The 16,654-nt window shown below is 55.2% G+C and carries 4 protein-coding genes, 3 tRNA genes and 6 rRNA genes; 1 reads left to right on the top strand and 12 read right to left on the bottom strand.

The genetic code is table 11. From position 1 onward, the window contains the following. Positions 1-106: 106 nt before the first annotated feature. Complete coding sequence (gene dkgA, locus QY76_RS04580; RefSeq protein WP_034165230.1) at positions 107-937, top strand: 2,5-didehydrogluconate reductase DkgA; 831 nt, start codon at positions 107-109, stop codon at positions 935-937. A gap of 50 nt (positions 938-987) precedes the next feature. Here dkgA and QY76_RS04575 read toward each other — a convergent pair whose 3' ends face one another. From QY76_RS04575 to QY76_RS04520, 12 genes are all read right to left on the bottom strand, one after another. After that, positions 988-3,252: a YgiQ family radical SAM protein gene (locus tag QY76_RS04575; RefSeq protein WP_045427067.1), complete on the bottom strand. Its 2,265-nt coding sequence runs from the start codon at positions 3,250-3,252 to the stop codon at positions 988-990. A gap of 149 nt (positions 3,253-3,401) precedes the next feature. Next, on the bottom strand, positions 3,402-4,331 hold the full coding sequence (gene metA, locus QY76_RS04570) for a homoserine O-succinyltransferase (RefSeq protein ID WP_034165228.1): 930 nt from the start codon (positions 4,329-4,331) through the stop codon (positions 3,402-3,404). 186 nt (positions 4,332-4,517) lie between these two features. Continuing rightward, complete coding sequence (gene ampC / locus QY76_RS04565; RefSeq protein WP_071844107.1) at positions 4,518-5,678, bottom strand: class C beta-lactamase; 1,161 nt, start codon at positions 5,676-5,678, stop codon at positions 4,518-4,520. Positions 5,679-6,123: 445 nt separating this feature from the next. Next, positions 6,124-6,239: ribosomal RNA gene (rrf, locus tag QY76_RS04560) — 5S ribosomal RNA — on the bottom strand. A 90-nt stretch (positions 6,240-6,329) separates the two neighbouring features. Continuing rightward, positions 6,330-9,237 (bottom strand): 23S ribosomal RNA (locus QY76_RS04555). A 161-nt stretch (positions 9,238-9,398) separates the two neighbouring features. After that, positions 9,399-9,474 (bottom strand) — tRNA-Ala (locus tag QY76_RS04550). Positions 9,475-9,529: 55 nt separating this feature from the next. Continuing rightward, positions 9,530-9,606: transfer RNA gene (locus QY76_RS04545), tRNA-Ile, on the bottom strand. Positions 9,607-9,675: 69 nt separating this feature from the next. Next, a 16S ribosomal RNA gene (locus QY76_RS04540) occupies positions 9,676-11,219 on the bottom strand. Between the two features lie 419 nt (positions 11,220-11,638). Beyond that, a 5S ribosomal RNA gene (gene rrf, locus QY76_RS04535) occupies positions 11,639-11,754 on the bottom strand. Between the two features lie 91 nt (positions 11,755-11,845). After that, positions 11,846-14,753, bottom strand: a 23S ribosomal RNA gene (locus QY76_RS04530). A 190-nt stretch (positions 14,754-14,943) separates the two neighbouring features. Beyond that, positions 14,944-15,019 (bottom strand) — tRNA-Glu (locus QY76_RS04525). Between the two features lie 83 nt (positions 15,020-15,102). After that, positions 15,103-16,646, bottom strand: a 16S ribosomal RNA gene (locus QY76_RS04520). The 16S, 23S and 5S rRNA genes sit together here with 3 tRNA genes alongside, the layout of an rRNA operon. Positions 16,647-16,654: the final 8 nt, after the last annotated feature.

Raw genomic sequence — 16,654 nt, 5'->3', positions numbered from 1 at the left:
ACGCTCTCGCGGCGCCGCCTCTGCGCGGAGCTCCATCGCTGAGATGAATATGCTAAGGTGAAAATCTGACGGCCTATTCCCTACCCATCCGCAACGGAGATGCCCCATGTCCACCCCTCCCTTTATTACGCTGAATGACGGTAACCGCATTCCCCAGCTGGGGCTCGGCGTCTGGCAGGTCAGCGATACGCTGGCCCGTGACGTGGTCAGCGAGGCGCTGCGCGTCGGCTATCGCGCCATCGATACCGCCGCGATCTATGGCAATGAGAGCGGCGTCGGCCAGGCGCTGCAGCACAGCGGCCTGGCACGAGAGTCGCTGTTTATCACCACCAAGCTGTGGAACGCGGATCACATGGCGGTCGATCAGGCCTTTCACGCCAGCCTGCACAAGCTGCGCCTTGAGTATGTTGATCTGTACCTGATCCACTGGCCGATGGCGCTGCAGGATACCTTTGTTCACGCCTGGCGTCGGCTGATCGACCTGCGACGCCAAGGAGTGGTGAAAAGCATCGGGGTCTGCAACTTCAATATTGACCATCTCCAGCGCCTGCTGGATGAAACCGGCGTGGTGCCGACCATCAACCAAATTGAGCTACACCCACTGATGCAGCAGCGGGAGCTACAGTCATGGAATCATCACCACGGTATTGCCACGGAGGCCTGGAGCCCGCTGGCGCAGGGAGGAGAGGGCGTATTTGACGCGGAGCCGATCCGCCGTTTGGCGGCCAAATATGGCAAGACGCCGGCGCAGATCGTGATCCGCTGGCATCTGGACTGCGGGAGGATAGTGATCCCCAAAACGGTCTCGGCGATACGCCTGAGGGAAAATATCAACGTATTTGACTTTACGCTGGAGGCGAGCGAACGGGCGCAGATCGCCCGCCTGGAGTGCGGCAAGCGATTAGGCTCCGATCCCGCCACCTATATGCGCCTGTAGCCGGTGAGCGCAGCCCTGATGCTAAAGCATCAAGGCTGTCGGCAAGGGCGTTAGCGCGGCTTTTTAGCCTGTCCGGCGGGACGCGCCGGTCGGGCGTTACGCCCTTCGGGGCGAGCAGGACGGCCATTATTTCCCTTTCCGCCCGGACGGGCGGCAGGCTGTGCGGCGCCCTTCGCGGCCCCGCGCGTTGCTGGTCGTCCGCTACCCTGAGGATGTGCGCCGGTATGCTTGGTCATGGCTGGCGTCATGTTGCGCTGGTAGCCGCGGCGCGCGGCGCGCTGCTCCTCCAGCGTCGGCGCAGGTACCAGACACTCGCGACGATTGCCGATCAGGTGCTGTAGCCCCATCTCCTCCAGCGCGGTGCGGATCATCGGCCAGTTGGCCGGATCGTGATAGCGCAGCAGCGCCTTATGCAGCCTGCGCTGACGCTCGCCCTTCGGCACCACCACATCTTCGCTCTTATAGTCCACCTTAGCCAGCGGGTTCTTGCCGGTGTAATACATGGTGGTCGAGTTGGCCAGCGGTGATGGATAGAAATTCTGCACCTGATCGAGGCGGAAGCGGTGCTGTTTTAGCCACAGCGCCAGATTGACCATATCCTCATCCCGGGTCCCCGGGTGCGCGGAGATAAAGTAGGGGATGAGGTACTGCTCTTTCCCGGCCTGCTTCGAATAGGCGTCAAACAGCTCCTTAAAACGGTAGTAGCTGCCCATCCCCGGCTTCATCATCTTGGACAGCGGCCCCTCTTCCGTATGCTCCGGCGCGATCTTCAGATAGCCGCCGACGTGATGCGTGGCCAGCTCTTTGATATAGCGCGGATCCTGTACCGCCAGATCGTAACGTACCCCGGAGGCGATCAGGATCTTTTTCACCCCCTGCAGATCGCGGGCACGCCGGTAGAGCTTAATGGTCGGCTCATGGTTGGTGTCCATATGACGACAGATATCCGGATAGACGCAGGAGGCGCGGCGGCAGGTCTGCTCCGCGCGCGGCGACTGGCAGCGCAGCATATACATGTTGGCGGTCGGACCGCCCAGATCGGAGATGATGCCGGTAAATCCGGGAACCTTATCGCGGATCTCCTCGATCTCGCGAATGATGGAGTCCTCAGAGCGACTCTGAATGATGCGGCCCTCGTGCTCAGTGATAGAGCAGAAGGCACAGCCGCCATAGCAGCCGCGCATGATGTTGACGGAGAAGCGGATCATGTCATAGGCCGGTAGGCGGGCCTTGCCGTAAGCGGGATGCGGTACGCGCTGGAACGGCAGGGCATAGACGCTGTCCATCTCCTCGGTGCTCAGCGGGATCGCAGGCGGGTTGACCCACACGTAGCGATCGCCGTGCTTCTGCATCAGGGCGCGTGCGCAGCCGGGGTTGGTTTCATGATGCAAAATACGCGAGGCGTGGGCATACATCACCTTATCGCCCTTCACCTTCTCAAACGACGGCAGCAGCACATAGGTCTTCTCCCACGGCTTTGGCTTAGGGGCGCGTACGCTGATCGGCGTCGCCTCATCCGCGGCCTTGGGCGAGCAGGCCAAATCATCGCCGTAGGGGTTCGGAATGGGATCAATGCGCCCCGGCATATCGATACGGGTCGAGTCCACTCCGCTCCAGCCCGGCAGGGCCTCTTTGCGCATGACGGCGGTATTGCGCACGTCGCAGATAGAGGCGATGGGCTCACCCGCCGCTAAACGATGCGCAACCTCAACCAGCGGGCGTTCGCCGTTGCCATACATCAGCATATCCGCCTTGGCATCCACCAACACAGAGCGGCGTACCGTATCCGACCAATAGTCATAGTGCGCCACGCGGCGCAGGCTAGCCTCGATGCCCCCAAGGATAACCGGGACATCGCTGAAAGCCTCTTTGCAGCGCTGGCTGTATACCAGCGTGGCGCGATCCGGGCGCTTGCCGCCTTCGTTGTTCGGCGTGTAGGCATCATCGTGGCGCAGCTTACGATCGGCCGTATAGCGGTTAATCATCGAATCCATGTTCCCGGCGGTGACGCCAAAGAACAGGTTCGGCTTACCCAGACGCATAAAATCGTCTTTGCTGGTCCAGTCCGGCTGGGCGATGATGCCGACCCGGAAACCCTGCGCCTCCAGCATGCGGCCAACAATCGCCATGCCAAAGCTGGGATGATCCACGTAGGCATCCCCGGTCACGATGATAATGTCACAGCTGTCCCAGCCCAGCTTATCCATCTCTGCACGCGACATCGGTAAAAAAGGCGCGGTGCCGAAACATTCGGCCCAATAAGGGGTATAGGAGAACAGATCGCGCTCCGGTTGGATCAGGCTGACACTACTCATGACGGTACTCTTGTATTGATAAGACAGGCAGGTCTGGTGAACAAATCATCAGGATCAGGGCGGCGATTATACGCATTACGGCGGAGAAATGTGAGGGTTATTTGTCATTCCCCCGTCTACTGCTAGCCCGGGGAAATGGCGAGCAGAGCTTACTCCAGAGTGGGATTCATCTGACGCAGATCGTAAGGGGTTATCTGGTAAACGCAGTAGTTCAGCCAGTTACTGAACAACAGGTGACCGTGGCTGCGCCAGGTCGCCGACGGCGCATCGTCTGGGTTGTCGCGGGGAAAATAGTTAAACGGCAGCGCCGGCGCCAGACCCGCGTGCAGATCGCGCCAATACTCCGCGCCCAGCGTATGGGCATCATACTCCGGATGGCCCGTCACAAACACCGTCCGCTTATCGGCGCTGGCAAACAGGTAGGCGCCGGCCTGCGCAGACTCGGCAAAGATCTGCAGATCGGTATGCGTGCGGATCGCCTGCGACGGAAAGTCGGCATAGCGCGAGTGCGGCGCCAAAAAGCCGTCGTCAAAGCCGCGGGTCAGCAGCGCCAATGGATCGAGCGTCTTGTGCGCATACACTCCGGAGAGCTTCTGCGTCCGCGTCATCTTCGGTAGCCCATACAGTACATTGAGCGCCGCCTGCGCGGCCCAACAGACGAACAGGGTCGACGTCACGTGCGCCCGTGCCCAGGTAATAACCCGTACGATCTGCGACCAATAGGCAACGTCGCCAAAGTCCACCTGTCCCAGCGGCGCGCCGGTTACGATAAGCCCATCAAAGTTTTCTTGCTGAATGTCCTCAAAATGGCAGTAAAAGTTATTCAGGTGCTCCGCCGGCGTATTTTTTGACTCTCGCCGATCGATGCGTAGCAGCTGAATATCAATCTGCAGTGATGAGTTCGACAGCAGGCGCAGAAACTGATTTTCAGTCTCGATTTTCTTCGGCATCAGATTCAGCAACAGCACCTTCAGCGGACGAATCTCCTGCACCGCGGCCCGGGAGTCGGTCATGACAAAGACATTTTCATTACGCAAAAAATTAACGGCGGGCAACGCGTCGGGGATCCTGATTGGCATAAACGCTCTCCTGCGGCGATCAAAGGCGATCCTTGTCCATTTGGACATCTGGACATCTGGACATCTGGACATCTGGACATCTGGATAGCCAAATTAATCAGTTTTACACCGTTTGTACAGCGCAGACGCGTTGAGAAATTTTCATCTAGGCTGAGGGGGGCGTTACGGCGCCGCCCTCAACGGGCATTACTGCAGCTGCTGCAGGATGGTATAGGCGGCCTGAACCCGTGCCGGGTTCGGGTAGTTTTTATTGGCCAGCATCACGATCCCCAGCCGCGATCCGGGAATAAAGGCAATATAGGCGCCAAATCCATTGGTTGAACCGGTCTTGTGTACCCAGGAAGCCGCCTGCGGCGGCGTAGGCGGCACGAGCGGATGAACCTGCTGGGGCTGCAGAGCCACACGATTATCGCTGCCGTCTATCAAAGTCTGCGCCTTCAGGGGCCAGCTGAGCATCTCCCAGCCGAGCCCTTGATACATCTCACCAGACTGGTAGTAGCGCGACTGCGCCCGCAGCAAGGCCTGACGCAGCGTAGCCTGCGGTACCGCGGCGGGATCCAGGTTAGCCTGCAGCCAGACGGCCATATCCTGCGCGCTGGATTTAATGCCGTAGGCCTCCTGTTCCAGCATGCCCGGGCTCACGCGCAATGCCCTACCCTCGCGGTATCCCCAGGCATACTCACCCTCAGCAACAGGCGGTACACGGAAATAGGTATACTTCAACCCTAGCGGCTGCAGCACCCAGCGCGTCATCGCCTGGCTAAAATCCATCCCGCTGGGCCGCACCGCCAGCATGCCAAAAAGTCCAATGCTGGCATTGGAGTAGCTGCGCATCGTTCCCGGAGCCCAGCGTGGCTGCCAGCGCTGATAAAAGTCGAGCAGCTGCGCCGTATCGGTAACGGCATCGGGCACCTGCAGCGGTAGACCGCCCGCGGTGTAGGTCGCCAGCTGCTGCAGGGTTATCGCCCGCCACTGCGGGCCGTTTAACGCCGGCCATTGGGACGCGACCGTATCCTGCAGGCGGATATCGCCACGCTGCAGCGCATAGCCTCCCAGCACGCCGGTAAAGGTCTTGCTCACGGATCCCAGCTCAAACAACGTCTGTGGCGTCACCTCCCGCCGCGTAGCCTTATCGGCGACGCCATAGCTGAAATAGTAAGGAGTTCCCTGATAGATTACGGCCACGGCCATGCCGGGGATCTGCTGCTGCTGCATCAGCGCAGGGATCGTCTGCCTCACGGCCTCGGTAACCCGCATCGCTGCCGACGGCGGCGTAGAGGCCTGGGTTACCGGGGAGAGCAGCAGCGCGGAGAGCGCCAGTGTGCAGGATAATCGCGTGTTCATCATCACCAACCCATCATCAAAGCCAACGTTGAGTGCCGTATCACGCAGATCCTACTGCAGCGAAGATGCGGCGGCAGATCTCGCCAACGGCGCGTCTGACCGAGCACGATAGCGATACGGCCATCGAATACGTATAGGAAAACGCATAGTGTACGCCGCTGCATTTAACGGTGTGAATAGTATTAGGTCAACCGATTTCCCTTAAGCCAGCGACAGTGCGCAGAGACAGGTGGGCTAACCCTACGGGGGAGCCCTGCCCACGGTAGGGCAAAAAGCCGCCGGGCGGATAAACCCAAGGCCCCCGGCTTTCAGACATCGCTTCCTAGACGTTCCGTTCTGCTCCACGGCCGGCGCCGCGGTTCGCCTCAGGAGTCACCCACTGCCCGGCAAAACCTCGATAAACAAAAAGACCCCATGCTTGCGCATGGGGTCTTTCCGTTTGTTTGATGCCTGGCAGTTCCCTACTCTCGCATGGGGAGACCCCACACTACCATCGGCGCTACGGCGTTTCACTTCTGAGTTCGGCATGGGGTCAGGTGGGACCACCGCGCTATCGCCGCCAGGCAAATTCTGTTTTACCAACCGCCATCACTGGCCATCGGTTCCAATCTTGAACAAGCTAAATTCGTCTCTCTAAAACACCTTCGGTGTTGTAAGGTTAAGTCTCACGGATCATTAGTACTGGTTAGCTCAACGTATCGCTACGCTTACACACCCAGCCTATCAACGTCTTAGTCTTAAACGTTCCTTCAGTGGACTCAAGGTCCAAGGGAAGACTCATCTCGAGGCAAGTTTCGCGCTTAGATGCTTTCAGCGCTTATCTTTTCCGCACGTAGCTACCGGGCAATGCAATTGGCATCACAACCCGAACACCAGCGGTGCGTCCACTCCGGTCCTCTCGTACTAGGAGCAGCCCCTCTCAATCTTCCAACGCCCACGGCAGATAGGGACCGAACTGTCTCACGACGTTCTAAACCCAGCTCGCGTACCACTTTAAATGGCGAACAGCCATACCCTTGGGACCTACTTCAGCCCCAGGATGTGATGAGCCGACATCGAGGTGCCAAACACCGCCGTCGATATGAACTCTTGGGCGGTATCAGCCTGTTATCCCCGGAGTACCTTTTATCCGTTGAGCGATGGCCCTTCCATTCAGAACCACCGGATCACTAAGACCTGCTTTCGCACCTGCTCGAGCCGTCACTCTCGCAGTCAAGCTAGCTTATGCCTTTGCACTAACCTCCTGATGTCCGACCAGGATTAGCTAACCTTCGTGCTCCTCCGTTACTCTTTGGGAGGAGACCGCCCCAGTCAAACTACCCACCAGACACTGTCCCTACCCCGGATCACGGGGCCAGGTTAGAACATCAAACATTAAAGGGTGGTATTTCAAGGTCGGCTCCATGCAGACTGGCGTCCACACTTCAAAGCCTCCCACCTATCCTACACATCAAGGTTCAATGTTCAGTGTCAAGCTATAGTAAAGGTTCACGGGGTCTTTCCGTCTTGCCGCGGGTACACTGCATCTTCACAGCGAGTTCAATTTCACTGAGTCTCGGGTGGAGACAGCCTGGCCATCATTACGCCATTCGTGCAGGTCGGAACTTACCCGACAAGGAATTTCGCTACCTTAGGACCGTTATAGTTACGGCCGCCGTTTACTGGGGCTTCGATCAAGAGCTTCGCCTTGCGGCTGACCCCATCAATTAACCTTCCAGCACCGGGCAGGCGTCACACCCTATACGTCCACTTTCGTGTTTGCAGAGTGCTGTGTTTTTATTAAACAGTTGCAGCCAGTTGGTATCTTCGACTGGCTTCGGCTCCATCCGCAAGGGACTTCACCTACATGCCAGCGTGCCTTCTCCCGAAGTTACGGCACCATTTTGCCTAGTTCCTTCACCCGAGTTCTCTCAAGCGCCTTGGTATTCTCTACCTGACCACCTGTGTCGGTTTGGGGTACGATTCAGTGTTATCTGGAGCTTAGAGGCTTTTCCTGGAAGCAGGGCATTAACCACTTTAGCACCGTAGTGCCTCGTCATCACGCCTCAGTGTTAAAGATGACCGGATTTGCCAGGTCATCACACCTACACGCTTAAACCGGGACAACCGTCGCCCGGCCGGTCTAGCCTTCTCCGTCCCCCCTTCGCAATAACACCAAGTACAGGAATATTAACCTGTTTCCCATCGACTACGCCTTTCGGCCTCGCCTTAGGGGTCGACTTACCCTGCCCCGATTAACGTTGGACAGGAACCCTTGGTCTTCCGGCGAGCGGGCTTTTCACCCGCTTTATCGTTACTTATGTCAGCATTCGCACTTCTGATACCTCCAGCAGCCCTCACAGGCCACCTTCAACGGCTTACAGAACGCTCCCCTACCCAACAACGCCTAAGCGTCGCTGCCGCAGCTTCGGTGCATGGTTTAGCCCCGTTACATCTTCCGCGCAGGCCGACTCGACCAGTGAGCTATTACGCTTTCTTTAAATGATGGCTGCTTCTAAGCCAACATCCTGGCTGTCTATGCCTTCCCACATCGTTTCCCACTTAACCATGACTTTGGGACCTTAGCTGGCGGTCTGGGTTGTTTCCCTCTTCACGACGGACGTTAGCACCCGCCGTGTGTCTCCCGTGATAACATTCTTCGGTATTCGTAGTTTGCATCGGGTTGGTAAGTCGGGATGACCCCCTAGCCGAAACAGTGCTCTACCCCCGAAGATGAATTCACGAGGCGCTACCTAAATAGCTTTCGGGGAGAACCAGCTATCTCCCGGTTTGATTGGCCTTTCACCCCCAGCCACAAGTCATCCGCTAATTTTTCAACATTAGTCGGTTCGGTCCTCCAGTTAGTGTTACCCAACCTTCAACCTGCCCATGGCTAGATCACCGGGTTTCGGGTCTATACCTTGCAACTAGACGCCCAGTTAAGACTCGGTTTCCCTACGGCTCCCCTATTCGGTTAACCTTGCTACAAAATATAAGTCGCTGACCCATTATACAAAAGGTACGCAGTCACACCCCGAAGGATGCTCCCACTGCTTGTACGTACACGGTTTCAGGTTCTATTTCACTCCCCTCGCCGGGGTTCTTTTCGCCTTTCCCTCACGGTACTGGTTCACTATCGGTCAGTCAGGAGTATTTAGCCTTGGAGGATGGTCCCCCCATATTCAGACAGGATAACACGTGTCCCGCCCTACTCATCGAACTCACAGCTGTGCACCTTCGTGTACGGGGCTATCACCCTGTATCGCGCGACTTTCCAGACGCTTCCACTAATGCACAAACTGATTCAGGTTCTGGGCTCTTCCCCGTTCGCTCGCCGCTACTGGGGGAATCTCGGTTGATTTCTTTTCCTCAGGGTACTTAGATGTTTCAGTTCCCCTGGTTCGCCTCGTTAAGCTATGTATTCACTTAACGATAGTGCAACGGATTGCACTGGGTTTCCCCATTCGGACATCGCCGGCTAATAATGCTTCATATCAGCTCACCGACGCTTATCGCAGATTAGCACGTCCTTCATCGCCTCTGACTGCCTAGGCATCCACCGTGTACGCTTAGTCACTTAACCTCACAACCCGAAGGTGTTTCACTTCGTGCTGTAAGCATTTGAGAGACTCTCGAATCACTTATTAAAAGCAATTCGATTGTTTTCGAATTTTCAACTTGTTCCAGATTGTTAAAGAGCAAAATATTTCACAACATGCTGATTTCTCAGTATGTTCTGAAATATGGTGGAGCTATGCGGGATCGAACCGCAGACCTCCTGCGTGCAAAGCAGGCGCTCTCCCAGCTGAGCTATAGCCCCATGACTTTACTGCCGATACCTTATTACCACCGTCCGCTTCACCCAGGAAGGGAGTTGGTAGGCCTGAGTGGACTCGAACCACCGACCTCACCCTTATCAGGGGTGCGCTCTAACCACCTGAGCTACAAGCCTGCATAAGGTATTTGCTCGAACATCTATCAGACAATCTGTGTGAGCACTACACAATTTCGTATCTTCAGGTAAGGAGGTGATCCAACCGCAGGTTCCCCTACGGTTACCTTGTTACGACTTCACCCCAGTCATGAATCACAAAGTGGTAAGCGCCCTCCCGAAGGTTAAGCTACCTACTTCTTTTGCAACCCACTCCCATGGTGTGACGGGCGGTGTGTACAAGGCCCGGGAACGTATTCACCGTGGCATTCTGATCCACGATTACTAGCGATTCCGACTTCATGGAGTCGAGTTGCAGACTCCAATCCGGACTACGACGTACTTTATGAGGTCCGCTTGCTCTCGCGAGGTCGCTTCTCTTTGTATACGCCATTGTAGCACGTGTGTAGCCCTACTCGTAAGGGCCATGATGACTTGACGTCATCCCCACCTTCCTCCAGTTTATCACTGGCAGTCTCCTTTGAGTTCCCGGCCGAACCGCTGGCAACAAAGGATAAGGGTTGCGCTCGTTGCGGGACTTAACCCAACATTTCACAACACGAGCTGACGACAGCCATGCAGCACCTGTCTCAGCGTTCCCGAAGGCACTCCTGTATCTCTACAGGATTCGCTGGATGTCAAGAGTAGGTAAGGTTCTTCGCGTTGCATCGAATTAAACCACATGCTCCACCGCTTGTGCGGGCCCCCGTCAATTCATTTGAGTTTTAACCTTGCGGCCGTACTCCCCAGGCGGTCGATTTAACGCGTTAGCTTCGGAAGCCACGCCTCAAGGGCACAACCTCCAAATCGACATCGTTTACAGCGTGGACTACCAGGGTATCTAATCCTGTTTGCTCCCCACGCTTTCGCACCTGAGCGTCAGTCTTCGTCCAGGAGGCCGCCTTCGCCACCGGTATTCCTCCAGATCTCTACGCATTTCACCGCTACACCTGGAATTCTACCTCCCTCTACGAGACTCTAGCTTGCCAGTCTTGGATGCAGTTCCCAGGTTAAGCCCGGGGATTTCACATCCAACTTAACAAACCGCCTGCGTGCGCTTTACGCCCAGTAATTCCGATTAACGCTTGCACCCTCCGTATTACCGCGGCTGCTGGCACGGAGTTAGCCGGTGCTTCTTCTGTAGGTAACGTCAATTGTGAACGCTATTAACGCTCACACCTTCCTCCCTACTGAAAGTACTTTACAACCCGAAGGCCTTCTTCATACACGCGGCATGGCTGCATCAGGCTTGCGCCCATTGTGCAATATTCCCCACTGCTGCCTCCCGTAGGAGTCTGGACCGTGTCTCAGTTCCAGTGTGGCTGGTCATCCTCTCAGACCAGCTAGGGATCGTCGCCTAGGTGAGCCATTACCCCACCTACTAGCTAATCCCATCTGGGTTCATCTGATGGCATGAGGCCCGAAGGTCCCCCACTTTGGTCTTGCGACGTTATGCGGTATTAGCTACCGTTTCCAGTAGTTATCCCCCTCCATCAGGCAGATCCCCAGACATTACTCACCCGTCCGCCGCTCGTCAGCGGAGAAAGCAAGCTTTCTCCCTGCTACCGCTCGACTTGCATGTGTTAAGCCTGCCGCCAGCGTTCAATCTGAGCCATGATCAAACTCTTCAATTAAAAGCTTGATGCTCAAAGAAATTAAACTGTTTATTCGTAATGAATTAACTGCTGTCACTCTTCAAGACTTTAAATATTTTGGCATTCCGAGGAATGCTTAATACGAATCTTGCGAGTGCCCACACAGATTGTCTGATAATTTGTTAAAGAGCAGTGACTTAGCAAGTTCTCCTTACCAAGTCGAGGTGGCGTATATTACGCTTTCCTCGCTGAGTGTCAACCGCTAATTTAGCAGTTTCACCTCATTTCGAAAGATCACTAAACAATGATCTTTGGAAATGGATGCCTGGCAGTTTATGGTTCACTAAATGAACCACACTACGGGCCGTCGCTCGCGACGTTCAAACGCTAACGCGTTTGTCCTACTCTCTTTCGAGTAGCGGACTGCACCGTACTCTGCGCAAGAACATAAATTGGGTGCCTGGCAGTTCCCTACTCTCGCATGGGGAGACCCCACACTACCATCGGCGCTACGGCGTTTCACTTCTGAGTTCGGCATGGGGTCAGGTGGGACCACCGCGCTATCGCCGCCAGGCAAATTCTGTTTTACCAACCGCCATCACTGGCCATCGGTTCCAATCTTGAACAAGCTAAATTCGTCTCTCTAAAAACACCTTCGGTGTTGTAAGGTTAAGTCTCACGGATCATTAGTACTGGTTAGCTCAACGTATCGCTACGCTTACACACCCAGCCTATCAACGTCTTAGTCTTAAACGTTCCTTCAGTGGACTCAAGGTCCAAGGGAAGACTCATCTCGAGGCAAGTTTCGCGCTTAGATGCTTTCAGCGCTTATCTTTTCCGCACGTAGCTACCGGGCAATGCAATTGGCATCACAACCCGAACACCAGCGGTGCGTCCACTCCGGTCCTCTCGTACTAGGAGCAGCCCCTCTCAATCTTCCAACGCCCACGGCAGATAGGGACCGAACTGTCTCACGACGTTCTAAACCCAGCTCGCGTACCACTTTAAATGGCGAACAGCCATACCCTTGGGACCTACTTCAGCCCCAGGATGTGATGAGCCGACATCGAGGTGCCAAACACCGCCGTCGATATGAACTCTTGGGCGGTATCAGCCTGTTATCCCCGGAGTACCTTTTATCCGTTGAGCGATGGCCCTTCCATTCAGAACCACCGGATCACTAAGACCTGCTTTCGCACCTGCTCGAGCCGTCACTCTCGCAGTCAAGCTAGCTTATGCCTTTGCACTAACCTCCTGATGTCCGACCAGGATTAGCTAACCTTCGTGCTCCTCCGTTACTCTTTGGGAGGAGACCGCCCCAGTCAAACTACCCACCAGACACTGTCCCTACCCCGGATCACGGGGCCAGGTTAGAACATCAAACATTAAAGGGTGGTATTTCAAGGTCGGCTCCATGCAGACTGGCGTCCACACTTCAAAGCCTCCCACCTATCCTACACATCAAGGTTCAATGTTCAGTGTCAAGCTATAGTAAAGGTTCACGGGGTCTTTCCGTCTTGCCGCGGGTACACTGCATCTTCACAGCGAGTTCAATTTCACTGAGTCTCGGGTGGAGACAGCCTGGCCATCATTACGCCATTCGTGCAGGTCGGAACTTACCCGACAAGGAATTTCGCTACCTTAGGACCGTTATAGTTACGGCCGCCGTTTACTGGGGCTTCGATCAAGAGCTTCGCCTTGCGGCTGACCCCATCAATTAACCTTCCAGCACCGGGCAGGCGTCACACCCTATACGTCCACTTTCGTGTTTGCAGAGTGCTGTGTTTTTATTAAACAGTTGCAGCCAGCTGGTATCTTCGACTGGCTTCGGCTCCATCCGCGAAGGACTTCACCTACATGCCAGCGTGCCTTCTCCCGAAGTTACGGCACCATTTTGCCTAGTTCCTTCACCCGAGTTCTCTCAAGCGCCTTGGTATTCTCTACCTGACCACCTGTGTCGGTTTGGGGTACGATTCAGTGTTATCTGGAGCTTAGAGGCTTTTCCTGGAAGCAGGGCATTAACCACTTCAGCACCGTAGTGCCTCGTCATCACGCCTCAGTGTTAAAGATGACCGGATTTGCCAGGTCATCACACCTACACGCTTAAACCGGGACAACCGTCGCCCGGCCGGTCTAGCCTTCTCCGTCCCCCCTTCGCAATAACACCAAGTACAGGAATATTAACCTGTTTCCCATCGACTACGCCTTTCGGCCTCGCCTTAGGGGTCGACTTACCCTGCCCCGATTAACGTTGGACAGGAACCCTTGGTCTTCCGGCGAGCGGGCTTTTCACCCGCTTTATCGTTACTTATGTCAGCATTCGCACTTCTGATACCTCCAGCAGCCCTCACAGGCCACCTTCAACGGCTTACAGAACGCTCCCCTACCCAACAACGCCTAAGCGTCGCTGCCGCAGCTTCGGTGCATGGTTTAGCCCCGTTACATCTTCCGCGCAGGCCGACTCGACCAGTGAGCTATTACGCTTTCTTTAAATGATGGCTGCTTCTAAGCCAACATCCTGGCTGTCTATGCCTTCCCACATCGTTTCCCACTTAACCATGACTTTGGGACCTTAGCTGGCGGTCTGGGTTGTTTCCCTCTTCACGACGGACGTTAGCACCCGCCGTGTGTCTCCCGTGATAACATTCTTCGGTATTCGTAGTTTGCATCGGGTTGGTAAGTCGGGATGACCCCCTAGCCGAAACAGTGCTCTACCCCCGAAGATGAGTTCACGAGGCGCTACCTAAATAGCTTTCGGGGAGAACCAGCTATCTCCCGGTTTGATTGGCCTTTCACCCCCAGCCACAAGTCATCCGCTAATTTTTCAACATTAGTCGGTTCGGTCCTCCAGTTAGTGTTACCCAACCTTCAACCTGCCCATGGCTAGATCACCGGGTTTCGGGTCTATACCTTGCAACTAGACGCCCAGTTAAGACTCGGTTTCCCTACGGCTCCCCTATTCGGTTAACCTTGCTACAAAATATAAGTCGCTGACCCATTATACAAAAGGTACGCAGTCACACCCCGAAGGATGCTCCCACTGCTTGTACGTACACGGTTTCAGGTTCTATTTCACTCCCCTCGCCGGGGTTCTTTTCGCCTTTCCCTCACGGTACTGGTTCACTATCGGTCAGTCAGGAGTATTTAGCCTTGGAGGATGGTCCCCCCATATTCAGACAGGATAACACGTGTCCCGCCCTACTCATCGAACTCACAGCTGTGCACCTTCGTGTACGGGGCTATCACCCTGTATCGCGCGACTTTCCAGACGCTTCCACTAATGCACAAACTGATTCAGGTTCTGGGCTCTTCCCCGTTCGCTCGCCGCTACTAGGGGAATCTCGGTTGATTTCTTTTCCTCAGGGTACTTAGATGTTTCAGTTCCCCTGGTTCGCCTCGTTAAGCTATGTATTCACTTAACGATAGTGCAACGGATTGCACTGGGTTTCCCCATTCGGACATCGCCGGCTAATAACACTTCATATCAGCTCACCGACGCTTATCGCAGATTAGCACGTCCTTCATCGCCTCTGACTGCCTAGGCATCCACCGTGTACGCTTAGTCACTTAACCTCACAACCCGAAGATGTTTCACTTCGTGCTGTAAGCATTTGAGAGACTCTCGAATCACTTATTAAAAGCAATTCGATTGTTTTCGAATTTTCAACTTGTTCCAGATTGTTAAAGAGCAAAATATTGCAAACATGACTCGTAAGTCCGTTTTGCAATACTGTTGGCACCGTCTTTCACCCGATACCGCAAATGGCGTCCCCTAGGGGATTCGAACCCCTGTTACCGCCGTGAAAGGGCGGTGTCCTAGGCCTCTAGACGAAGGGGACACAAGGGTCGGCTTCGCAGACGCGTTTGCTCGAACATCTATCAGACAATCTGTGTGAGCACTACACAATTTCGTATCTTCAGGTAAGGAGGTGATCCAACCGCAGGTTCCCCTACGGTTACCTTGTTACGACTTCACCCCAGTCATGAATCACAAAGTGGTAAGCGCCCTCCCGAAGGTTAAGCTACCTACTTCTTTTGCAACCCACTCCCATGGTGTGACGGGCGGTGTGTACAAGGCCCGGGAACGTATTCACCGTGGCATTCTGATCCACGATTACTAGCGATTCCGACTTCATGGAGTCGAGTTGCAGACTCCAATCCGGACTACGACGTACTTTATGAGGTCCGCTTGCTCTCGCGAGGTCGCTTCTCTTTGTATACGCCATTGTAGCACGTGTGTAGCCCTACTCGTAAGGGCCATGATGACTTGACGTCATCCCCACCTTCCTCCAGTTTATCACTGGCAGTCTCCTTTGAGTTCCCGGCCGAACCGCTGGCAACAAAGGATAAGGGTTGCGCTCGTTGCGGGACTTAACCCAACATTTCACAACACGAGCTGACGACAGCCATGCAGCACCTGTCTCAGCGTTCCCGAAGGCACTCCCGTATCTCTACAGGATTCGCTGGATGTCAAGAGTAGGTAAGGTTCTTCGCGTTGCATCGAATTAAACCACATGCTCCACCGCTTGTGCGGGCCCCCGTCAATTCATTTGAGTTTTAACCTTGCGGCCGTACTCCCCAGGCGGTCGATTTAACGCGTTAGCTTCGGAAGCCACGCCTCAAGGGCACAACCTCCAAATCGACATCGTTTACAGCGTGGACTACCAGGGTATCTAATCCTGTTTGCTCCCCACGCTTTCGCACCTGAGCGTCAGTCTTCGTCCAGGAGGCCGCCTTCGCCACCGGTATTCCTCCAGATCTCTACGCATTTCACCGCTACACCTGGAATTCTACCTCCCTCTACGAGACTCTAGCTTGCCAGTCTTGGATGCAGTTCCCAGGTTAAGCCCGGGGATTTCACATCCAACTTAACAAACCGCCTGCGTGCGCTTTACGCCCAGTAATTCCGATTAACGCTTGCACCCTCCGTATTACCGCGGCTGCTGGCACGGAGTTAGCCGGTGCTTCTTCTGTAGGTAACGTCAATTGTGAGCGCTATTAACGTTCACACCTTCCTCCCTACTGAAAGTACTTTACAACCCGAAGGCCTTCTTCATACACGCGGCATGGCTGCATCAGGCTTGCGCCCATTGTGCAATATTCCCCACTGCTGCCTCCCGTAGGAGTCTGGACCGTGTCTCAGTTCCAGTGTGGCTGGTCATCCTCTCAGACCAGCTAGGGATCGTCGCCTAGGTGAGCCATTACCCCACCTACTAGCTAATCCCATCTGGGTTCATCTGATGGCATGAGGCCCGAAGGTCCCCCACTTTGGTCTTGCGACGTTATGCGGTATTAGCTACCGTTTCCAGTAGTTATCCCCCTCCATCAGGCAGATCCCCAGACATTACTCACCCGTCCGCCGCTCGTCAGCGGAGAAAGCAAGCTTTCTCCCTGCTACCGCTCGACTTGCATGTGTTAAGCCTGCCGCCAGCGTTCAATCTGAGCCATGATCAAACTCTTCAATTAAAAGCTTG

Source organism: Edwardsiella sp. EA181011, assembly GCF_000800725.1.
GTDB lineage: Bacteria > Pseudomonadota > Gammaproteobacteria > Enterobacterales > Enterobacteriaceae > Edwardsiella > Edwardsiella anguillarum.
This window is presented reverse-complemented; position numbering and strand designations above follow the sequence as displayed.

What these genes read in the sequence shown, in the direction of transcription:
- dkgA (WP_034165230.1), top strand. Translation starts at nt 107, where the DNA reads ATGTCCACCCCTCCCTTTATTACGCTGAATGACGGTAACCGCATTCCC.
- QY76_RS04575 (WP_045427067.1), bottom strand. Translation starts at nt 3,252, where the DNA reads ATGAGTAGTGTCAGCCTGATCCAACCGGAGCGCGATCTGTTCTCCTAT.
- metA (WP_034165228.1), bottom strand. Translation starts at nt 4,331, where the DNA reads ATGCCAATCAGGATCCCCGACGCGTTGCCCGCCGTTAATTTTTTGCGT.
- ampC (WP_071844107.1), bottom strand. Translation starts at nt 5,678, where the DNA reads ATGATGAACACGCGATTATCCTGCACACTGGCGCTCTCCGCGCTGCTG.